The organism is Acinetobacter sp. Tr-809, assembly GCF_011753255.1.
GTDB lineage: Bacteria > Pseudomonadota > Gammaproteobacteria > Pseudomonadales > Moraxellaceae > Acinetobacter.
In genome coordinates, this window is sequence record NZ_VWVZ01000004.1 from 262,446 (window position 1) to 284,033 (window position 21,588).

18 protein-coding genes are annotated in these 21,588 nt (G+C 37.5%); 10 read left to right on the forward strand and 8 right to left on the reverse strand.

Annotated elements, in window-relative coordinates:
- Nucleotides 1-31: 31 nt before the first annotated feature.
- Nucleotides 32-4,708: a hypothetical protein gene (locus F3J02_RS11065; RefSeq protein WP_167249272.1), complete on the reverse strand. Its 4,677-nt coding sequence runs from the start codon at nt 4,706-4,708 to the stop codon at nt 32-34.
- A gap of 48 nt (nt 4,709-4,756) precedes the next feature.
- Complete coding sequence (locus F3J02_RS11070; protein ID WP_167249274.1) at nt 4,757-6,025, reverse strand: tyrosine-type recombinase/integrase; 1,269 nt, start codon at nt 6,023-6,025, stop codon at nt 4,757-4,759.
- Between the two features lie 505 nt (nt 6,026-6,530).
- Here F3J02_RS11070 and F3J02_RS11075 point away from each other — a divergent pair.
- The 4 genes from F3J02_RS11075 to F3J02_RS11090 all read left to right on the forward strand — a co-directional run bounded on the left by F3J02_RS11075 (nt 6,531) and on the right by F3J02_RS11090 (nt 11,726).
- On the forward strand, nt 6,531-6,740 hold the full coding sequence (locus F3J02_RS11075; protein WP_023270098.1) for a hypothetical protein: 210 nt from the start codon (nt 6,531-6,533) through the stop codon (nt 6,738-6,740).
- Between the two features lie 38 nt (nt 6,741-6,778).
- Nucleotides 6,779-8,656 (forward strand): potassium transporter Kup, encoded by a 1,878-nt coding sequence (locus tag F3J02_RS11080; protein WP_167249276.1) that lies wholly within the window; start codon nt 6,779-6,781, stop codon nt 8,654-8,656.
- A 542-nt stretch (nt 8,657-9,198) separates the two neighbouring features.
- Entirely contained in the window at nt 9,199-10,860 is a 1,662-nt protein-coding gene (locus F3J02_RS11085; protein ID WP_167249278.1) for a phosphoethanolamine transferase, read from the forward strand.
- A gap of 245 nt (nt 10,861-11,105) precedes the next feature.
- Nucleotides 11,106-11,726: a thiol:disulfide interchange protein DsbA/DsbL gene (locus tag F3J02_RS11090; RefSeq protein ID WP_167249280.1), complete on the forward strand. Its 621-nt coding sequence runs from the start codon at nt 11,106-11,108 to the stop codon at nt 11,724-11,726.
- A 212-nt stretch (nt 11,727-11,938) separates the two neighbouring features.
- Here the strand turns inward: F3J02_RS11090 and xseB are convergent, their stop codons facing one another.
- The 4 genes from xseB to F3J02_RS11110 form a co-directional block, all read right to left on the reverse strand.
- Nucleotides 11,939-12,136: an exodeoxyribonuclease VII small subunit gene (gene xseB / locus F3J02_RS11095; protein ID WP_167249282.1), complete on the reverse strand. Its 198-nt coding sequence runs from the start codon at nt 12,134-12,136 to the stop codon at nt 11,939-11,941.
- Nucleotides 12,129-13,388, reverse strand: coding sequence for an exodeoxyribonuclease VII large subunit (gene xseA / locus F3J02_RS11100; RefSeq protein WP_167249284.1), 1,260 nt, complete (start codon nt 13,386-13,388; stop codon nt 12,129-12,131). Before xseA ends, xseB begins: the two co-directional genes overlap by 8 nt.
- A gap of 155 nt (nt 13,389-13,543) precedes the next feature.
- Nucleotides 13,544-14,902, reverse strand: a complete 1,359-nt coding sequence (locus tag F3J02_RS11105; protein WP_167249286.1) for an amino acid permease — start codon at nt 14,900-14,902, stop codon at nt 13,544-13,546.
- A gap of 185 nt (nt 14,903-15,087) precedes the next feature.
- Nucleotides 15,088-15,453 carry a hypothetical protein gene (locus F3J02_RS11110; RefSeq protein ID WP_167249288.1) on the reverse strand — a complete coding sequence of 122 codons (366 nt, stop codon included), beginning with the start codon at nt 15,451-15,453 and terminating at the stop codon, nt 15,088-15,090.
- Nucleotides 15,454-15,678: 225 nt separating this feature from the next.
- Here F3J02_RS11110 and F3J02_RS11115 point away from each other — a divergent pair, with 225 nt between their 5' ends.
- From F3J02_RS11115 to F3J02_RS11140, 6 genes are all read left to right on the forward strand, one after another.
- Nucleotides 15,679-16,338, forward strand: coding sequence for an amino acid ABC transporter permease (locus tag F3J02_RS11115; protein WP_216076277.1), 660 nt, complete (start codon nt 15,679-15,681; stop codon nt 16,336-16,338).
- A complete protein-coding gene (locus tag F3J02_RS11120; protein ID WP_167249290.1) occupies nt 16,328-16,999 on the forward strand; it encodes an amino acid ABC transporter permease in 672 nt (223 codons plus the stop codon). The genes F3J02_RS11115 and F3J02_RS11120 overlap by 11 nt, the downstream gene beginning before the upstream one ends.
- Nucleotides 16,996-17,727, forward strand: a complete 732-nt coding sequence (locus F3J02_RS11125) for an amino acid ABC transporter ATP-binding protein (protein WP_005213207.1) — start codon at nt 16,996-16,998, stop codon at nt 17,725-17,727. The genes F3J02_RS11120 and F3J02_RS11125 overlap by 4 nt, the downstream gene beginning before the upstream one ends.
- Before the next feature lie 18 nt (nt 17,728-17,745).
- Entirely contained in the window at nt 17,746-18,648 is a 903-nt protein-coding gene (locus tag F3J02_RS11130; protein WP_167249292.1) for a transporter substrate-binding domain-containing protein, read from the forward strand.
- A 32-nt stretch (nt 18,649-18,680) separates the two neighbouring features.
- Complete coding sequence (locus F3J02_RS11135) at nt 18,681-19,547, forward strand: cysteine ABC transporter substrate-binding protein (protein WP_167249294.1); 867 nt, start codon at nt 18,681-18,683, stop codon at nt 19,545-19,547.
- Nucleotides 19,548-19,688: 141 nt separating this feature from the next.
- A complete protein-coding gene (locus F3J02_RS11140; RefSeq protein ID WP_167249296.1) occupies nt 19,689-20,135 on the forward strand; it encodes a VOC family protein in 447 nt (148 codons plus the stop codon).
- Nucleotides 20,136-20,230: 95 nt separating this feature from the next.
- On the opposite strand, the gene F3J02_RS11145 is transcribed toward F3J02_RS11140, so the two are convergent.
- Together F3J02_RS11145 and F3J02_RS11150 are read right to left on the reverse strand one after the other, a co-directional pair.
- Nucleotides 20,231-21,010 carry a TorF family putative porin gene (locus F3J02_RS11145; protein ID WP_167249298.1) on the reverse strand — a complete coding sequence of 260 codons (780 nt, stop codon included), beginning with the start codon at nt 21,008-21,010 and terminating at the stop codon, nt 20,231-20,233.
- Nucleotides 21,011-21,137: 127 nt separating this feature from the next.
- Nucleotides 21,138-21,587, reverse strand: coding sequence for a winged helix-turn-helix transcriptional regulator (locus tag F3J02_RS11150; RefSeq protein WP_167249300.1), 450 nt, complete (start codon nt 21,585-21,587; stop codon nt 21,138-21,140).
- Nucleotide 21,588 lies beyond the last annotated feature (1 nt).

Sequence of the window (21,588 nt, forward strand, 5' to 3'; positions counted from 1 at the left end):
ATACTCATACCTAATTTAGTGCTCTTATCATTTAACTTAGAAGACCATTTTCTATATGGTTGGTTGTTCTTAAAACAAGTGAAGAATAAGCATCTGACTGAAATAGGTAGTCCCATATATCTAAACAAATGTTAAGAGTGTCGCTATCTTCATCATCTGTTGCCTCATCATAAAGACGTTGTACAACTTTTATAATTTCTGAGTCCTGGAACCTTTCATTTTTAAATTCACTATTGACGGTTGAGTTAGTTGTTATATTAATAACTAATTTTAAAAGTGATGAGCTATATTCAGTGTAACTATCACCTTTGTTTTCAAAGTAATGAAATAAGCCATATAGGTTAAAATGAGCAGCTTTAGAGTTGGCAAATATTTCAAATAGTTCTGCTGAATTTGGTTTGTTCCAAAATTCATCATGACCAACGATATTACTAATTGAACGCAATATACCTTCATCGTTATCATTAACTAATATCTCAAAAGATGATTGCAATTTTTCTAAATTTTCATCTCCATGTCCATCACATAGGAGTTGTTCTACAACGGATGTACAGCCTTCTTTTAGAATACCTGCATCATTAAAAATGATTTTGAGTTCATCCTGAAAGAGGTTATAAAAATACCAGCGAGCATATATTTGGCGTGCTGCCTCTTTACGAACGTCTTGATATTCTGAGCTTAACATTTTCAAAACAAGTGAAATTAAATCTTCTTGATGTTTACCTTTAAAACCATTATTGAAAAAATAGTGTGACTCATAACCACAAGCCATTCTTAGGTCTTTGTTGCATAAAGCAAGAAATTGGGTGAAGGCAAAATCTTCGTCATAATTTAACAAAGGAGCTAAGAGTTCCAGTGCAGCCATTTTTACTGCTGGATGAGGGTCATTTATAGCTAAATCTACAAAATGCTTATGAGACAAAGCATATTCTTTATCATTCCAAAAGAGTTCAGCAATAGCCAAATAAGCTTTACCTCTTACACAGTTAATTGTATTACCCCTAAGCTCTTCAGCTGAAATTACTTCTGGATCATTTCCCTTTTGAGGGTCGTAGATGTTGAGCTGACCCTGTATTGGATCTTTTGAATTTATCGCTAAATATTCAATTTTTTCAATATATTGTGGAGATAATGTTTTTATACGAGTATCTAATAAGTCAATTAAGGCGTGACCATCATCCATTAGTGAAAAGTGGGCTAATACTTGCTCAATTAATTCAATAGGAGGGGATTGCCAACTATCACGATATGGTTCAGTAACATTCGATAAACTGGAATCACGTAAGCCTCGAAAGAAGGCTTCAATATATTGACTATCAATATCTTTAGGTAAGGATAAGGCTAATCGACAGAAGCGAATAGGTTGATTCTTTGTAGCAGTAATTAATGCATTAGAAAATTGATGGATACTTGCTTCTGCTAGAGTATCGCCATTAATACGTTTTAATCTAAATGAGTTAAATTCTGTTGCAGGTGTAAGAATCAAATCAGTCCATGCTTTATCAGAAAGCTGATTAGCTTTGCGTATAGGAGAGGTGACCCAACCACTATTTATTTCGTATATTTTACAAAAATCTGATGGTTTAGATTGACCAAACTTACGGTTAAGTATCTGGATCATTTGTTCTGATTGGATAGACCGCCTGTTTTTATCAAGTTTTGGTAGCAAGAAGTACTGAGTTTCTCCCCAATAATGAGAGAAATAGCCTGTTCTTCTATACTTAAGCTGTCTTTTTATATCGTCATAATCAAAAGAAGAAAAAAATAAAATTCGATTTTCCAATTCATGAAATAAGGTTTCTGAACAGAATGGAGAAAACTTTTCAATTATTTTCCCTGATAATATCCAGGCTGGTTCTTTGTAGGTATTCCCACATTGAAAACGTATTTCTGGATTGGCTAAAATCCATTCGATGATAAAATCTGAATAATCTAGTGATAGATGTATGTTAATTCTAGCTAATACATGATTGAATACAAAATTTTGGTTGTTGCTATAGCTATGAATTAACTCAAACAAAAGATTAGGTTGATCATGTAATTTTTCAGCTGATTTTTCGAGTAATTCAATTATTCCATGAATTAAATTAGCTACAGGATCGTTATTGTACTTAGTTTTTTTAGATAACCAGTGATACAGTTGTTCCTCATTAGTTGTGCTGCTTAAGAGATTAGATAAGCGAGCAAGTAATCTACGAATAGCTTCTTGGGGAATTGCATTAGCGAGTGTAATAATTTCATCCAGTTCGAAAATTGACCAATTATCTCTATTCGAAAATTTGGGTTTGCTAGAACGTTGTTCGGAATAATAATCAATTTCTATAATATCTTGATAATGATCCAGCATTAATTCAATCAGGTCTAAGGCTCGTAGGGGATTCTTTCTAGAAAGATCTTTCCAGTTGACAAAATTGACATAACAGCCTGATGCTATAAGCTGTGTGCGTACTTCAAACATTTCTACTGAGTCATTAGCGATATCCCAGCATAAGGTGTTATAGACATATCTATCCCATTGTTCAGACTTCCCTATAAATGGTTTCATTTCAGAGAGAACAAGATCTGGTGAATAGTCTGCAATCGATCTGAGTAATCTTAAAGTAATATCTAGCAATTCAGGATTATGGTCATTCAACCAACTATTCAAATATTTTTTTTCTGAAAGATAGGATAAAATTGCCACATTCTCATAACAACTATTATTTAGGAATTTAATAAATAAGCTGGGTTCAGCAATAATTTCATCAATCAAGAGCTTAGCGGGTTTTTTTAAATCTTTTATATTTTTTAGTGAATTGAGGGCTAAATATTTCAAGTGAAATCTTATATTCTCATTAAAAATTATTGCTCTAATACTATTGCAGAATGAGGTTTGTTCTGCTTCAAGTAAAAGATTTAGAGCATATTTTAAATGCTCACGCTTGGTTAAAGTTTGTTCGTTACGGTTTCCAAGCATTTGAATTAGATTGTCGGTAGATATCATAGCCTCATTAAAGAACTTAAGACCGATTTGATAATCATAAAGAGCTTGATGTCTGAAACTTATTCTAGTGCTTTGCTTGGATAATAGTCCTACAGAAATTAAAGCATGTAATGTATTTTGGCTACCAGGGGGTAGAACGTTTTCATTTACATTCAGGCGTGAGTTACGAGACATTTGTTCAACAATAATATCGATAAGATTTATAGCATCTTGTTTAGAAATGTGGTGACTAATTTCTAAGAGGTCTATGCGATTCTCTCTAAAGAGTCGTACTAACTCTAACTTATTTGTAAACTGGGGAGCAGATTGGATTCTTTCTGCGATCGTTAAATAAATATTAAGCCATAAAGGAATCTGTAAAGTTTTCTTTTTTTCTTCAGTCAGTGAATTATAAGCCTCATAATCTTTGATGAGATTACTAACTATTGATTGATCTAATGTGGAAATACTAATTTCACTAAGATGGCTGGTAAGACTACCAATCCAACTTGAAAGGGCTGCATCTTCCTGCGCATCAAAATCTCTAGAAGCAAGAATAATACTAATTTGAATCTTTTCTTGACGTAAACTAAGAATTTGTCTTACTAATTGACGACATATTTCTAAGGCGTTACTTGAATGTGATCCTGTCCAACGTATTGCATCTAGTTGATCTAAAAGAATCACGACTTTTTGATGTTTCGCAAAATTTTTTAAACAGCTAATAGGGGAAGAGGGGAAGCCTAAATCTTGCCCGAATTGATCTATGTTATTTTCAGGGTGCTTTCGATCAAGCCTTATGGGGATACTAATAACATTTTGTGCTTGTAAATGGCGATGTAAGTCCAATAAGGCAACACTTTTACCGATACCAGCTTCTGCTTTAATAAGAGTGATGGCTGTTTGATTTACTGATTGAACAATTTCATTAAGTTCAGGACGAGGGATAACATTTTGAGTAATTAGATGAGGTTCAATAGAATTAACGAATTCTTCTGACAGCTGTCGAATAACAGTCGTGATTCTTTCATCATTAGGAGTGATTTTTAGACTGAAACCGTGGGCCTCAAGATCGTTTACTAGTTGAGAAGCTGTAATTTTTTGCCTAAGCTTATTAAAGCCAACAGGATACGTTTTTAGAAAATTAATCACATTAATCGGTTGGTCAAAAAAGAGTATAGAAGCCTTATCTAGTAGCTCATTCCGTTGATAGGCATCTTCAGAGTAACTGGTCACTACAAATTTTTGTAGGAAATTAATTGCACGTTCCAAATGTCTATCTTGTTGGATATCCAAACCAAGATATGTACATAGCTGTGAAAAACCCTTTTGTCTTTCTGCACTAGAGTTAATTTGGTAAGTTAAAAAATCTTGAGGTACCTCATTGTAATTCAATGCAATTAAACGTAAGTCTGCCATTAGTTTACAAGTTAAAGGAGAAACAAGATTAAATTCTTCAGTGCCTTGCTCAATCTGGAACTTGGCATTTTTTAATATGTTTGTACTATTTAAGGCTGAAAGAGTCCAAAATTCATTGCTTCCATTTCCAGCTTTGCATTGATGGTGTTCTGTTTTGCCATCTAGTCGCCCAATAATAACGTCTACGCCTACTTCATCAGTACCTATGGGCTCTATAGTGACATAAGCAATTTTTTCTTGAAGAAGTCTAATGAATTGATTGGCAATCCAATTTGTCTCAAAATAGTTGCCCAATTTCTCAGCAAAACCGCCTGCTTCTAACGCCACGTATAGAACCTTATTTTTACTTTACTATTCAGTAATATATAACAATTATTATTGATGGCAATACTTTGCCCAATCTCTCATTAATTCTTTTCGTTTTTCTAAATATGCTCCACGTAAATAAGCAGCTTCAACTTCATCTGGTAGCTTATGTGCTAATACATGCTCACAAACTTCACGTGGGTATTCAGTCTTATCAGCTGACCAATCGCGGAATGTAGAGCGGAAACCATGCGTTGTAATGACACGGTTTTGTTTAGGGTCTATATAACCTAGGCCATTTTCTTTCAGCTTTTGCTCATGCATACGTTTGATCAGCGTAGTCAGGGACATATCAGAAAGCATTTCACCACTACGTGGAGCTGGGAAGATGAAATCTTGTGGTTGAGTATACTCTTGAATTGACTTAAGCAAATTTATAGCTTCCTTTGATAAAGGCACACGATGTTCTTTATCTGCTTTCATCCGTTCTTTAGGAATAATCCAAATCTTATTCTTAAAATCAATTTCCTGCCATTTCGCTCCAAAAATCTCACCAGAACGACATGCAGTTAAAATTGCAAATTCCAGAGCTTTAGGTGAAATCCCTTTTTTCTGGCGAAGATGCTGAATAAATTCAGCCAGCTGGTCGTAAGGTAGGGATGGATGAGGGCGTGATTCCTGTTTTAAGTTACCTAAGATAGGCTCAAGATTGCCTTTCCATGCAGCAGGGTTGTCACCTTCAAAATATCCCATAGCCTTGGCATAATCGAAAATGGTCTCTATACGACCACGAATACGTTTGGCTGTTTCATTTTTTTCAATCCAAATGGGTTCAAGCACCGCAACAACATCGGCTTTGGTAATATTACTGATACTAAGATCACCTAACGTTGGATAAATATAGGTTTCTAATGTTGATGACCATTGACCAATATGCTTTTCATTTTTGAGTTCACGGGTTTTATTGGCAATAACGACTTTTGCACACTCCATAAATGTTTTGTTCCGTAGTTGTTGGATGTGAAGCTTTTCAAGCTGTTCCTGTTTATGGGCAATAGGATCGATGCCATTTCGTATTTGTAGTCTTAAATCAGTGGCCTTAGCGCGCGCTTCAGCTAAAGAAACTTCAGGGTAGGGACCTATCCCTATATCACGGCGATGAGGTTTTAACTTTCCATTTTTATCCAGACGTTTACCTACCACAGCACGTAAAATCCAGACACGGGAATTGCCTTCCACATTCAAGCATAAGCCATCGACACCCCCTACAGAATGTCGCCCAGTCTCCTTAATTTTTGCTACACTGAGTGCAGAAAGTTCTTTAGATTTCTTTGGCATGTTCTTTTTTACCCCACAACTTACCCCTCATAAAATAATGGAAATGGTAGGATAAGACAAGACTGGTTAGGATAATAAAAATACTAAGTTATTGTAAAATATATGTTTATACTAATGGTTTGGATTGTTTAGGACTGCTGTTAGACGGACACCGCTTCCGCCAAATATCTAAAAAAGCCCTTGTGAAAACAAGGGCTTTTTTCTTATCTGTGTTAATCCCATTTAAATTGGGAATATGAGTAAAGACCATCTTTCTTACGCTACATGATATCGAACAAGTTCAACTATTAAAAAACAAGCGTCTAGAATATTGACTTGAGTACTATCTGGCCAAATACCCCAAACTTAAATTTATTTCTTAAAGCTAGAACTTTGATTGTAGTTTTAGGAGAGCTTGGACATGTTGCGCTTAGAAGGCATAGCCTAAAAATTTACGCAAATTTTACGCGGCCATTTTTTTAAGTTTATTAAAATACACTTTGCAATCATTCTTATGGATAGGTTAATGGGTTTCTTTAATACATCTGATCAAGACAATCATGTTCATAACCTGCTGCTTAATAAAAAAGACATACTGATGGGATATAGCGTAGATGTGCTGGTTGAGAAATATGTCGGTGCATCGAAAGAAATACAGCAGATTATTGTTCAGATTCTTAAAGAGAGAGGGTATTCTTCGCGAGAAATAGAGCATATGCTTAAAGAAAATAAATGACCAAAGTCTTGCCCTATAACAGTTAAAGAAAGCTCATTATGCAAAATACTACAAAAAAAGCAGCATTGCCTGCCACAGCGTTGGCAGCGCTTGGGGTGGTCTTTGGAGATATCGGAACAAGTCCTCTATATGCGTTAAAGGAATCCTTCCATGCCGCTCATGGTTTAGGAATTCAACCTGAAAATGTATTAGGCATTTTGTCTATTATTTTCTGGTGCTTAATGCTGATCATCAGTATTAAATACATCGCGATCGTTATGCGTGCAGACAATAATGGTGAAGGTGGGATCATGGCTTTATTGGCCTTGAACCTGCGTAAAGCGAAATTATCAGATACAAAAAAGATCTATCTCATTGCGATTGGTTTTATCGGGGCATCTTTATTCTTTGGAGATGGTATTATCACCCCAGCAATATCCGTTCTTTCCGCAGTTGAAGGCTTATCCATTGCCACCAATGTGCTTGATCCCTTCATTGTGCCAATTGCGATCGTGATTGTGACTACGCTGTTTTTGATGCAGAAACATGGCACAGCCTTTGTTGGTAAGTTTTTTGGACCAATAACTTTAGTCTGGTTTTTGTCACTCGGCATTTTAGGTATTGCCAGTGTGATACAGACACCTGTTGTACTAGGGATGGTGAGTCCACATTGGGCAATACAGTTTATTTTTACTCATCCAGTTCAGTCTTTCTTTATTATGGGTGCCGTGGTGTTAACGGTTACTGGGGGAGAAGCACTGTATGCAGACATGGGGCACTTTGGCCCACGTCCAATTCGGTTTGGATGGTTTAGTGTGGTGTTACCTTGCTTGGTTTTAAACTATGCAGGCCAAGGGGCTTTATTGCTGCGAAATCCAGCAGCGATTGAAAACCCATTTTATTTATTGGTGCCAAGTTGGGCGTTATACCCGATGATTATCTTGGCAACGATGGCAGCGGTGATTGCTTCACAAGCGGTTATTTCTGGGGTGTTTTCCTTGGCACGCCAAGCAATTCAATTGGGCTATTTACCACGATTAAGTATTAAACATACCTCTGACTCAGAAGAAGGTCAGATTTATGTACCTTTTTTAAACTGGTTGTTGCTGATTGCAATTTTAATTCTGATTTTAATTTTTCAAACCAGTTCAAACCTTGCCAGTGCTTATGGTCTAGCTGTGACATTAACCATGCTGTGCGATACGATTTTGGTTGCTGTCTTTATTTACTATGCTTGGAAATGGAGCTTACCAAAGGTATTTTTACTCATCATTCCATTCTTCATTCTCGAGTCTGTTTTAGTTGCTGCTGCATCTTTAAAAATATTCGCAGGTGGTTGGGTACCATTATTAATTGGTGCTGTTGCAATCGTTATCCTCATGACTTGGAAGCGGGGTCGTGAGCTCACATTCGCTAAGCTTGAACATGACACATTATCACTTGATTTATTCTTAAAAAGTATCGGTGATAGTGTATATCGTGTACCAGGAGATGCCATATTCCTGACAGGTACGCCAAATGTGGTTCCACATGCCATGTTGCACAATATTAAGCACAATAAAGTTTTACATGAGCGTAATATTTTGGTGACTGTGGTGATTGAAGATGTTCCTTTTGTCCCGCAAGAAGAACGCATTCATGTTGAAACTCTAGATCAGCAGTTTTATCGCATTAAAATTTTCTATGGTTTTAAAGATGAGCCGAATGTACCTCGTGCATTGGCTCAAGCCTATGAACAACTTGAGTTTGAATATGATTTGATGCAGATTAGCTTCTTTATCTCGCGTGAACGTATTATGCATAGTGTGGGGGATGGCATGGCCCCTTGGCGGGAGCATTTATTTATTTCAATGCAACGTAATACCAGCCCAGTCAGTGATTTTTATCAAATCCCGACTAATCGAGTGGTGGAACTGGGTAGCCAGATCGAAATCTAAAAAATTGTATTCTCAGCTTCTAGTTTAATTGTGATTAATTTAACCAAGCGGAAAAAGCCCTTGTGATGACAAGGGCTTTTTCTTGCTTGTGTTTTTCAATCATCATGGGGGCTAAAACTGGCCTAAAGGAATAGCATGATATTCAATATGAGAATGTTCAAGAATGATGCTTTCATTTCAGTTTCATTTAAGCAAACCGTTTTACTCTAGAAGGACAGTAAAGCCGTACAAGCATAGCTACACCTTTTACCACATCCTCAGATGTGGTTTTTTTATGCCAATTTTTGCTGTCTAGACTTTTTATACAGCTCTGCATACATTTATTCATCATGGTTAACTTGGTTGAGATATAAAAATTTTTATTCATTCTTAAAGTTAATTTTGAATTAAACTTATTATGACGCGTAAATTACATTTTTGTCATATTCTAAAAATAGATTGAATTTGAGATATAATTTTTTAAGTAGATTAATGTGTTTTTAGTTTTTAATTCTTATTCATTTTTTTAAAAGGGTGGGGTATCTTATTTTTGGGATTTTAAAATGCTTTGGCTTAAAAAAATATTTGGAAGAGATATTTCACTATTAAGGTTTAATTTTATACTGGCAATCTGGTTAGGTCTTTTTTTAAATTTTTCATTCTTTATAAAAATTCAAGACCTAACCCCTTATTCCGGTTTTGAACGCTTTTTATTTCTAATTGCTTCTATATTGGTGGTGATTTTTACATATAACTTCGTATTTCAAATTTTTAATTGGCGTTGGACAGCAAAACCCATTGCGATTTGTCTTATTTTAATTGGTGGATTTTCATCTTATACCGTGACTTCACTTGGTGTGTGGATTACCTCTGATCAAATCCAAAATTTGATGCAAACCAACTTTACAGAAGCACGAGACCTTTGGTCTTGGTATCTTTTGGTCTGGATATTTGGGCTGATTATTCTCCCTATTTTTGTTGTTGCGATGGTTAAGATTAGACTTGAAACTAAGCCATTTATATTTCAATTTACCAAAAAAATTCTAACTGCTGTTGTTTCTTTATCCATTGTCATCGTTATGCTGTTTATTTTCTATGTCGATTTTGCAGCAATTTTCCGTGAAAATCGTAGTTTAAAAGGAATGATTTCGCCTCAAAACATGATTGGCTCTTTTATTTCATATTACAAAAAGAAGGCACCCAAAAAGAACCAAGCTTTGATCAGTTATGGTGAAGATGCGAGGATTTTACAGCGTGAAAATGCATTACCCAAGCTGATGGTACTTGTTGTGGGTGAAACAGCCAGAGCGGAAAATTTCTCTTTAAATGGATACAACAAACTCACCAATCCTGAAATGGCTCAACAGGACATATTGAATTTTTCTAAAGTGAGTTCGTGCGGAACGGCAACGGCTGTTTCTGTTCCATGTATGTTTTCGGGAATGCCACGTAAATCCTATGATGAGCGCTTAGCCATCCGTAGAGAGGGCTTGCTTGATATTGCGCAACGTGCTGGTTATCAGGTCACTTGGATTGAAAATAATTCTGGTTGTAAGGGCGTTTGTGATCGGGTTGAGACGTATAAGATTGCAGAACCGATTCAGAAAAAGTGGTGTAAAGGCGGGGAATGTTTTGATGAGATCCTAATTGATAGTTTGAAATCCTATCTGCAATCTATTCCTCAAGGGGATACACAACCTCGTTTGCTTGTATTACATCAATTAGGGAGTCATGGCCCAGCCTATTACAAGCGAGTGCCAGCCCAATTTAAAGTCTTTAGACCCACATGTGATACCAATGCCATTCAAGGATGTAGCCGTGAAGCTTTGCAAAATACCTATGACAATACTTTGTTATATACCGATTATATCTTGAGCCAACTGGTTGAAACGCTAAAACAGAATACACAGTATGAAACTGGCTTATGGTATTTGTCTGATCATGGGGAGTCCACAGGTGAAAGCGGTATGTATTTACATGGCGCACCTTATCTGATCGCACCTCAACAGCAAACGCATATTCCGATGATCATGTGGTTTTCTGCACGTTGGAAACAGTCCAATCCTGAGCAGATAAAATGTTTGTCGAAACAAAATAATAATGAATTGAGTCAGGATAATTTATTTCCAACCATGTTGAGTTTGTTAGATATAAAAACAAAAGTTATTGATGTTGAAACGGATATGCTGGCGACTTGTTCGAATATTGTGAGTAAGGTTAATTAAACTGGTGAATATGTATATTTTTGTGATGTGGTATTTATTTTGATATTGATTTTATGATAAAAATATCAACTTCACGATATACATTCCTCCAGTGAAATATTTATATCGTCATCCCATTCACTTTGAAAAGTGTTTGGGATTTTTTAAATGAGTGATCATTAAATCTGAGTTAATTTATGATAAAAATATTTATTTTGATGCGTATATTAACTGGATTATAATTGACTGTAAGAGCTATAAATTTAATGAAAAATTTTATTTTAACCGGTGCGGCTGCAATTGTTGCTGTATGTTCAACACATAGTATGGCTGCAGATTTTGTTGCTGGTAAAGATTATACCGTGGTTCAAAATCCAGTAAAAACATCGGCACCTGCCAATACAATCGAAGTGAGAGAGTTTTTTTGGTATGGATGCTCTTATTGTTTTAAATTAGAACCCCATATGCAAACTTGGTTGAAAAGTATCCCTAAAGATGTTTATTTTCTGCGTACGCCAGCGGCAATGAACCCGATGTGGGAACAAGGTGCGCGTGCATATTATGTGAGTGAGGCTTTAGGTGTACGTAAACGTACCCATCTACCATTATTCCATATCAATTTCTCAGGCAAGGAAAAGGTTCTACAAAAAGAGGCCTTTGCCAAGTTTTTTACGCAATATGGCGTTTCTGAGGCAAAATTTAACAGCACATATGATTCTTTTCCGATCACAGCAAAAATTGCAGAATCAAACCAATTGGCGCAAAAATATCAACTTACGGGTGTTCCAGCAGTTGTAGTAAATGGCAAGTATATTGTTCAAGGTGGAGACAATAAAGTTGTTCAAGTTGTTGAATATTTAGTGAATAAAGAACGTAAAGCGCAGTGATTTTGGTATTTAAACCTATGGCAGACCTTTAAAGTCTGTTTCATAAATCAAGAACATATGAAGGTGCTGTCAGTATTGTTGCTACAGCACTTGTTCGTTCATGAGATTGTTCAAAAATTAAAATAAAGAGGCTGAGTCAGCGCAGCATCGTTTTTCGGTCTTGTCATGGTTTTATACGATTCATGATCAAACTGACTTCTTTATACTAAAAATTAACTCTCTTTAAAGGTTTCATTCAATGCTTGTTGCACGGCATCTACACGTGATTTACATGCTTTGTATGCATTCATTGATTCTTCAACAATCTTCATGAGATTATCAATATCAGGCTCGTCTTGTGCTTCTAACAGTTCCGCATTCTTTTTTAACAGTTGATAACCTTCCTGAAAGCTTAACTCTTTTTTACTCATGATGTGTAACCTCACTTACATTGGCATGGATATAACCATCTTGCATTTCGATTGAGACCGTCGCTGCCACTTGCTGGACTGAACGAATCGCTTTATTTTCACTACGCACAATGGCATAGCCTTTGGCTAAAACATGCTTTGGATTTTGCAGTAATGTTTCCCGCAGTAAGGCTTCGATTTGGGTCGAGGCTGTTTTAAGCTGCTGTTTTGCAAAATATTGTAGCGTTGATTTAACGGTATCAAGATGCAAGTGACTGGTCGTGATTTGATTTTGTGCCAGTGTTTTGATGATATTTATCAACTGATCATTTTGACTTTGATAGGCCGTAATCTGATGTTGGGATAATAGTTTGATGGTTTGAAGATGACTTATAACATCTTGTGAGCGTTCTGCAATTAGATTCCGAATTCCTGCAATGACTTTACTAGGTGTATCAAAGGAACGATGTGCAATCTCATCCAAAATAGTTCGGTCTTTTTCATGACCAATCCCCACCCAAATCGGGACTTTGCGTTTACACAGCAGGGCAGCCAGATCATAGTCATTTAAATAAGCTAAATCATTGACTGCACCACCGCCGCGAATAATCACGATTAGATCTGGTGGTCGCGTATAATCTTTTGCCCATTGGCGTAGACCTGAGCTTAAAGACTCCATAATACTATGTGCAGCGGTATTACCTTGGAAAGTCGCGGTGTGATAAACAAAATGGCAGACGCCTGCTTGATGTAAGGCATCGGCATCTTTTTTGAAATCACCTAAACCTGCTGCATTTTCTGGTGCAATCACCAACACATTTTCAATATCAAATGGTGTGGGGAGTTGTTTATTAAGCTGAACCAATCCTTCACTGCTTAATCGAGCAAGAATCTGTTGATAGCGCTTCGCAATATCGCCCAAGGTAAAGCTTGAATCGATATCTTCAATATTGACCGAAAAACCATATTGAGGGTCAAAGCGCGCCCTGATTTTAATTAGTACATTTAAATCTTTTGATAGTTCAATACCACTTTCGCGCTCAAATTTAAGCACCATTTTAGCCGCAGTGAATTTCCAAATCGTGGCTTTACAGCTTGCGATCACTTTATCGGTATCTTGTTCTTTTTCAGCAAGTTCTAGATAGTAATGCCCACCTTTGATATTGAGGTTTCGAATCTCAGCTTTCACCCATACAGGTTCATCAAACGTCAGGCGAATGATTTCCTGTACTGTTGCGAGGTAGTCGCTTAGAGAAAGTTGAGATTCAGACATTGGATCAGATGATGAAAGTGATCTTGCTATAGTAGCAAATGGATCAACCTGATAACAAATCAGGCCTATATTGTTTTTATTTATTTTGTGCTGAGTGATACGCATCCACAGTTTATTTTTACAGATTACTGTAGATGCGTGTAGTGGTTCAAATGTTAAAGTGATTTATTCCATTTCAAAACTTTAAATAGTCCGAACATAAACAAGATCCAGACAGGAATCAGAATCACAGATTCCTTAAAGCCTTGTGTCCACATGATATATAAAATCATCACGATAAATGCGAGAACCAAATAGTTACTGAAGGGTGAAAACATTGCTGGGAATTTGACTGTTTTGCCTTTTTGAAGAACAGCGCGTTTAAATTTTAAATGAGTAAAACTAATGATCGCCCAGTTTAAAACCAATGCTGCTACAGCCATATACATGAGGTGGCTTAATGCTTGTTCTGGAACAAAATAGTTCAGTAATACACAGCCAAAAATCAAAACTGAAGAAAAAATCACTGCGGGCATAGGTACGCCTTGTTTTGTGACTTTTGCAAAAATCTTAGGTGCATTACCTTGTACTGCAAGCCCAAACAGCATACGACTATTGGCATACATTCCGCTGTTATAAACAGAGAGTGCAGCGGTCAAAATAATAAAATTAAGTAAATGTGCAGCCCAATTTATACCCAATTGACTGAAAATCATGACGAAAGGGCTTTTGTCCAAACCACCCAGATCAAGTTGATTCCAAGGAATCAATGACATGATGATCGCCAGTGATGCCACATAAAAAACCAAAATTCGGAAAATCACCTGATTAATGGCTTGTGGAATACTTTTTTCTGGATTCTCTGCTTCAGCGGCAGTCATACCAATCAATTCAATGCCGCCAAAGGCAAACATTAAAAAGGCTAACATATAAAATAAGCCTGAGAAGCCATGCGGGAAAAATCCGCCGTGTAGCCATAAATTGGTAAAGCTTGCGGTTGAATCAGCGCCAGCAGTCAGTAATAGGTACAAACCGAAGGCAATCATGGAAATAACGGCAACAACTTTGATAATGGCTAACCAGAATTCGGATTCACCATAAAACTTCACATTACCCAGATTTAAGCAGGTGACGACAATGAAGAAGAACAAAGTCGAGATCCACGCGGGTATATGTGGCCACCAATAATGGATATATTTGGCAATCGCTGTCAGCTCAGTCATTGCCACTAAAATATAAACCACCCAGTAATTCCAACCCGATAAGAAGCCAGCAAAGTTTCCCCAATATTTTTGTGAGAAATAGCTGAATGAACCCGCGACAGGTTCTTCTACAATCATTTCACCCATTTGTCGCATGATAAGGAATGCGATCAAACCGACAATGGCATAGCCTAAAATAATCGAAGGGCCTGCGGACTGGATTGCCTGAGCTGAGCCTAAAAACAGACCTGTACCCACAGCACCACCCATCGCAATCAATTGGATATGGCGGTTTTTTAGTCCACGTTTTAATTGGGGAGAGGAATTACTCAAAATACGCTGCGCTGAACAAAAAAGAAGTGATTGTAATGGATCGTGAGGAGATCGACTAGTTTGGAAAGAGGATTAGAGTATGATTTATGAAGTACGGAATTTACTCTAATCATTAACTGCTTCCTTATCGCGATAAGCGTTGTTTTTAAGATAGCTTTTTTGTTATAGACAAACATAAATCTTATTCATTTTGCCATGACAATTTCACCTTTGCGATTCATGGTTACTTCACCAGCATATTTATTGGGGTTGATAACGTTTCCATAACCAGTGAATTGTAGAGGTTTAATTTCATTACCTTTTTCATCAACGATTGAATTCCATTGATCCATCAGAATTGGGACTTTAAAACCATTAAAGGTATTGTTGGTAATCCGTACACGAGGAGAGTGGTCTAGTACAATCGCATAGGCTTGGTCATTTTTATTGGTAAGGGTGAAGGTGTTTCCATCAATGACTGTATCAGGGGAGAATTTGAGATAAAGAGTGGAGGGAATAGCAGTATCATCATCGTTTGCATCGGGAAATATTTGTTGTGAACTATCAATCAATTTGGACTGATTAAATCTTATTAAAGGAAAATGACTATATTGGTTTAAAGCGGCAGATGATAATTTTTTATAAACTGAATTGCGATAAAACCCGTCATCCAAATTTCAGCAAAGCTTAGCAAATAATAATATTTCATGTGAAATTTCAATCAGCATAGACTCATCCAAAGATAAATAACAACAACGTATTTATCAAAAGAATCAATTTTTATTCGGATGTTTTCTTTGGATTGGCAGTATATACAGAGTGTGCTGCCGCAGTTCTATGCGGCAACCCTCATGACCTTAAAAATCTCCTCTATCGGTATCGTGTTATCTATTTTATTAGGGTTGCTCTGTAGTGTGATTAGCACTTATCAGGTTCGAGTACTCAATAAAATTGTCAAAGTCTATATCGAGGTTTCACGCAATACACCCTTGCTCATTCAGCTATTCTTTCTCTACTACGGCTTGCCCAAGATCGGGATCAAACTCGATGGATTTACTTGTGGCGTGATTGGTCTGACTTTTTTAGGTGGCAGCTATATGGCAGAAGCCTTTCGTGCAGGCTTGCAGTCAGTTGCTCAAGGGCAGATTGATTCCGCTCGAAGTGTGGGTTTAAACGCCGTGCAAGTCTTTCAATATGTGGTATTTCCACAGGCATTGTCGCTGTCTATCCCAGCCATTGGTGCGAACTGCTTATTTCTGATTAAAGAAAGCTCCATCTTGAGTGCTATTGCAGTGGTGGAACTCCTGTTTGTGACCAAAGACCTGATTGGGATGGATTACAAAACCACAGAGGCTTTATTTCTATTAATCATGGCCTATCTGATTATCTTGTTACCTGTATCAGCTTTAACGAGTTATTTGGAATACCGCAGTCGGAAGGTGAGCCATGGGACTTGAATATTTATTTCAACCGAGCCATATCGAACGTTTACTGTATGGCTTGTTGCAAACCATCGAAATTGCATTTTTGTCCGTATTTTTATCCGCCATTTTTGGGACAATTTTTGGGGTGATCATGACCTCAAAAAATATGCTGATTAAAATCCTGTGCCGTTTCTATTTGGAAAGTATACGCATTGTGCCAATCCTCGTCTTATTGTTTGTTTTCTATTTTGGTTTCGCAACGTGGTTTAACTGGCAGTTGTCATCATTTTGGGTTTGTATTTTTGTATTTACCTTATGGGGAACTGCGGAAATGGGTGATCTGGTACGTGCTTCGATCACTTCAATTGATCAGTACCAACGAGATTCAGCTTATGCAGTGGGCTTGAATCATCTACAAGCTTTAACTTTTGTGATTTTCCCACAAAGCTTAAAACGAGTGACCCCCGGTGCATTGAACCTGTTTACCCGCATGATTAAAACCAGTTCATTAGCCGTACTGATCGGGATGGTAGAAGTCCTGAAAGTGGGGCAGCAGATTATTGAAAACTCATTATTGACTGTACCTAGCGCATCGCTGTGGATTTACGGTTTCATCTTTATTCTTTATTTCCTGATTTGTTATCCATTATCGCTTTTAGCAGCGCATTTAGAAAAAGTGTGGGAGAACGCATGACTTTGTTATCGATACAGCATTTACATAAGTTTTATAAACAAAGTCATATTTTGCATGGCATTGATTTAGACGTACAACAAGGCGAAGTTGTGGTGATTTTAGGGCCATCAGGTTGTGGTAAAAGTACCTTGTTGCGCTGTATTAATGGGTTAGAACCCATCCAAGAGGGGGAGATTCATCTCAAAGATGTTGGTGTATTGGGGCAGGATTTGTCATGGGATAGCGTACGTCAACAGATCGGGATGGTGTTCCAGAACTATGAGTTATTCAAGCATATGAATGTGATTGATAATATCTTGCTAGGTCCTCTAAAAGCACAAAAACGCCAACGCGCAGAAGTGGAACAACTGGCAGATCAGTTGTTGCAGCGCGTGGGTTTACTTGATCGTAAATATGACTATCCCTCCAATTTATCAGGCGGTCAGAAGCAGCGGATTGCCATCGTCCGTGCTCTGGTGATGAAACCGAAAGTGATTTTACTGGATGAAATTACTGCGGCCCTTGACCCTGAAATGGTAAGAGAAGTCCTAGATGTGGTGCTGAAACTGGCGCAGGAAGGCATGACCATGCTGATTGTGACCCATGAAATGGGCTTCGCGCGCAAAGTGGCGGATCGCATTATCTTTATGGATAAAGGCAAGATCATTGAACAAAGCTCACCTGAAGCATTTTTTCAGCATCCACAGACTGAACGTGCGAGAACTTTTTTAAATATTTTGAATTATTAAAATGAAAATGAGGAGTTTATGAAATTGAATTTAGCAATTGGGCAATATGACCATTCTTCAAAAACAAAAATGTTTGGTCTGGGCATCACCTGTGTACTGATGGCAGGCGTGTTGACGGGCTGTAATCAACCAGCTTCCACTGAAGCCAAAGCTACGGCACAAGATACTTCACTGGAACAAATTCGGAAAAATGGTGTATTGCGGGTTGGCGTATTTGCAGACAATCCACCATTTGGTTATGTCGATAGCGCAGGCAAAAATCAGGGCTTTGATGTGGCCTTGGCAAAGCGTGTCACCCAAGATTTACTGGGTGATGAAAATAAAATTCAGTTTGTGGTGGCAGAAGCTGCCAATCGGGTTGAGTTTTTAAAGTCAGATAAAGTTGATGTAGTTTTTGCCAGCTTTTCGGTGACGCCAGAACGGCAACAGGTGGTCGATTTTTCAGAGCCTTATTTAAAAGCCTCCTTAGGGATTGTCTCACCGAAAGCCAAAGCCATTACCGATGTTAAAAGTCTCGAAGGCAAAACTTTAATTGTGAATAAGGGCTCAAGCTCGGAGATCTATTTCAGTAAAAACTATCCGAAAATTAATTTATTGAAATTTGGACAAAATACCGATGCTTTCAATGCATTGATCGATGGTCGGGGTGATGCCATTTCCCAAGACAGCACTTACGCACTGGCATGGGCAGCCAAGAATCCAAATTATGTGGCGGGTATTCCACAAATTGGTAATCAAGATTTTATTGCAGCGGGCGTGAAGAAGGGCAATATCCAATTACTGCACTGGCTCAATGATGAAATCAAACAGCTTAGGGCGACAGGTGAGGTTCAGAATATTTATGACCAAACCTTGAAGCCGATTTATGGTGAAAAAGTGAATCCCAATATCTTTTTGGATGTTGATAGCACCAAGCAATAACAGATTTTTAAAACACTAAAAAAGGTGAACGTATGCAAACAATAACATTGTCAAATATTCAAAAATTACTGCTGGCTTCTATATTCAGTTTAGGGCTGACAGCGTGTAATAAAAATCCACAGTCAGCAGAGAAATCGGCTGAGCCCTCAACGCAGGTTTCCAGTATTGAGCAGATCAAGAAAAACGGTGTGGTACGTATTGGTGTATTTAGTGACAAGCCACCGTTTGGTTATCTTGATGCACAAGGTAAAAATCAGGGCTTTGATGTTGAGATTGCCAAACATGTGGCCAAAGATTTATTGGGCGATGAAAACAAAGTTCAGTTCGTACTGACTGAAGCTGCCAATCGAGTTGAATATCTCAAAGCCAATAAAGTCGATATTATTTTTGCCAATTTCACGGTGACACCTGAACGTGAACAGGTGGTGGATTTTGCTAAACCGTATTTAAAAGTCGCCTTGGGTGTAGTGTCTCCTAAAGACAAGCCGATTACTGATATTGCCCAATTAAAGGATCAAATTCTATTGGTGAATAAGGGTACGACAGCCGACTCATTCTTTAGTAAGCAACATCCAGAAATTAAACTGCAAAAGTATGAGCAAAATACTGAAACGTTTGATGCCTTAAAAGATGGTCGTGGTGTAGCGTTGGCACATGACAATCTTCTAGTCTTAGCTTGGGCAAAAGAGAATCCAAACTATACGGTTGGCATTACTAATCTTGGCGAGCAGGATTTGATTGCACCAGCGGTACAGAAGGGCAATAAAGAGTTATTGGATTGGTTAAATCAAGATCTAGAGAAATTAGCCAAACAAGGCGTGATCCATCAGGCTTATGAAAAGACTTTAAAACCTGTTTATGGTGATGGTATTCCTGCTAAAGATTTAATTATTGAATAATCATTTTCTATGATCTAAGAGCCAAGCGATGTTGAATCTTGCTTGGCTTTTTTATAGCTGTAAACCGATGTGTATTACAAAGTATAGACAGTGGACAAAAAAACTGCCGATTAGAATGAAAAAAACACAGAGAAAAAGCAGATGCAAAGTACAGAAATAGATTTTATTGTGAAAGACACCATGACTGCATTGGCGTTTTATGAGCGGGTTTTTGAGGTCGTAAGAATTGAAGTCGGTGATTTTGTGCTTGGACAAAATAGTGTGATTATGAGTATTCATGGCGTTCATTTTCATATGCTGGATGAAAACCCAGATTTCCAATTGCTTGCACCTACCCAAGAAAGCTATATTCCGATTTGGTTTAATATTACGGTCACTGATATCGAGCAAACCTTAGAGCAAGCAGTTGATGCAGGTGCTGCGGTGATTCAAACGGTGCAAGATATGCCTAAAATGGGCATTAAAAATGCCATGTTTAAAGATCCGTTTGGATACATGTGGTTATTGCATCAAGTCGTTGAAGTCGTAGATTATGAAACACGGGCTCAATTATTGGAGCAACAAGGCTTTCAGCGTAAATCTAATTAGAACAAGTGAGCCAAAATAGAACCAAAATCTTAGACAGCAAGCCGCAATATTTATTGATGCTTACTGTCTATTTTTTCATCTAAAAATTTTTCATTCTAAAAAGACTTGGTCAGGCTTAATACTGCTGCTGTTTTAACGCCTTTTTTATTTGTCTCCGAATAACCTGTAGTATCAAGATCTGTTCCGATTGCAGCTAACTCAGCAACTAAGTTCATCGGTTTGTAATTATAATTCGCTCCGATTTTCCAGTCGATAAAATGATCTTTGGTATCTCCACCATATATTGCTTGGCTTGCTTTTGAGTAGCCTAGGCTTGCAACTGCCCCAAAGTGAGTTTGGGCAATCGGTGTGGTGTATAAAAGATTAAAATACCAATTATTGACATCTTGACCGATGTTCTGGCGTGTTGCTTTTCCGCCATATTGATCGGTATAGCTGATACTTGGGCTGAAGCTATCATTATCGTTTAAGGCATTGTTGATGATCATTTTGAGATAGTATTCGTTATAATTTAGGTCACTTTTGCCGACATAATTATAACGCAGCATACCGATATCAAGTGTAGGTCGAAAGTTCCCTAAGCTAATCGGAGTGGTATAGCCAATAAAAGGATCCAGTTCTAAGTGTGCTTCATCGCCAAAATCAACATTTGATGCAAAAGCCGCGACATAAAAGCCAGAGGAATGGTTTAAAAGAAAGTTTCCTTGGAACGCTGCATCGTTTTTGGTTTGGGTTTGCCCACGCCAGCGGTACTCACTGGCCAAAGCGACATTTCCACTAAGATTGAAATTTGGTGTAGTGGGTTGATCTGATGCCAATGCATAATTTGACGAGCACGCTGTAATCAAAACCAATAATCGATGCAAACCTTTCATAACATCCTCAGCATATGAGTTAAATTTGATGTGATGTATATTAGGTTTTAATTTATTGATAAATAATAAAAATATCGTAAATTATGCGTAAAAAAAGCATAAATTTTTAACACATATTTTATAGCCGCTATAGATTCACTTTTAATACTTCTGTTGTATCAGCGTCTAAGCTATCTCCTTCGCTTGAGGTGAGTCTCATTAATGGCACAGGTTTTTGAGTAGATTTTTCAATCAGAATTGAATGCGGCTCTTGTTTCCCAAATAGATGTTGTTCACCCCATTGGCGTAGTGCAACTATCACAGGGAACAACTGTTTACCTTGATCTGTCAAAATATATTCTTGATAGGCCGTGCCATCTGAAGCACCTTGCAATTCCAGAATTTCAGCATCAATTAATTTATGTAGTCTGTTGGACAAAATATTACGCGCAACACTCAGACTACGTTGCAGATCACCAAAGCGATGTTTCCCATCCATAATATCTCTCACAATCAGTAGTGACCAACGATCTCCGATTACATCAACACAACGTGCAACAGGGCAAGGCTCATAATGGGAAATTTTATCTTGTGGCATC

What these genes read in the sequence shown, in the direction of transcription:
- F3J02_RS11070 (WP_167249274.1), bottom strand. Translation starts at nt 6,025, where the DNA reads ATGCCAAAGAAATCTAAAGAACTTTCTGCACTCAGTGTAGCAAAAATT.
- F3J02_RS11075 (WP_023270098.1), top strand. Translation starts at nt 6,531, where the DNA reads ATGGGTTTCTTTAATACATCTGATCAAGACAATCATGTTCATAACCTG.
- F3J02_RS11080 (WP_167249276.1), top strand. Translation starts at nt 6,779, where the DNA reads ATGCAAAATACTACAAAAAAAGCAGCATTGCCTGCCACAGCGTTGGCA.
- F3J02_RS11085 (WP_167249278.1), top strand. Translation starts at nt 9,199, where the DNA reads ATGCTTTGGCTTAAAAAAATATTTGGAAGAGATATTTCACTATTAAGG.
- F3J02_RS11090 (WP_167249280.1), top strand. Translation starts at nt 11,106, where the DNA reads ATGAAAAATTTTATTTTAACCGGTGCGGCTGCAATTGTTGCTGTATGT.
- xseB (WP_167249282.1), bottom strand. Translation starts at nt 12,136, where the DNA reads ATGAGTAAAAAAGAGTTAAGCTTTCAGGAAGGTTATCAACTGTTAAAA.
- xseA (WP_167249284.1), bottom strand. Translation starts at nt 13,388, where the DNA reads ATGTCTGAATCTCAACTTTCTCTAAGCGACTACCTCGCAACAGTACAG.
- F3J02_RS11120 (WP_167249290.1), top strand. Translation starts at nt 16,328, where the DNA reads ATGGGACTTGAATATTTATTTCAACCGAGCCATATCGAACGTTTACTG.
- F3J02_RS11125 (WP_005213207.1), top strand. Translation starts at nt 16,996, where the DNA reads ATGACTTTGTTATCGATACAGCATTTACATAAGTTTTATAAACAAAGT.
- F3J02_RS11130 (WP_167249292.1), top strand. Translation starts at nt 17,746, where the DNA reads ATGAAATTGAATTTAGCAATTGGGCAATATGACCATTCTTCAAAAACA.
- F3J02_RS11135 (WP_167249294.1), top strand. Translation starts at nt 18,681, where the DNA reads ATGCAAACAATAACATTGTCAAATATTCAAAAATTACTGCTGGCTTCT.
- F3J02_RS11140 (WP_167249296.1), top strand. Translation starts at nt 19,689, where the DNA reads ATGCAAAGTACAGAAATAGATTTTATTGTGAAAGACACCATGACTGCA.
- F3J02_RS11145 (WP_167249298.1), bottom strand. Translation starts at nt 21,010, where the DNA reads ATGAAAGGTTTGCATCGATTATTGGTTTTGATTACAGCGTGCTCGTCA.
- F3J02_RS11150 (WP_167249300.1), bottom strand. Translation starts at nt 21,587, where the DNA reads ATGCCACAAGATAAAATTTCCCATTATGAGCCTTGCCCTGTTGCACGT.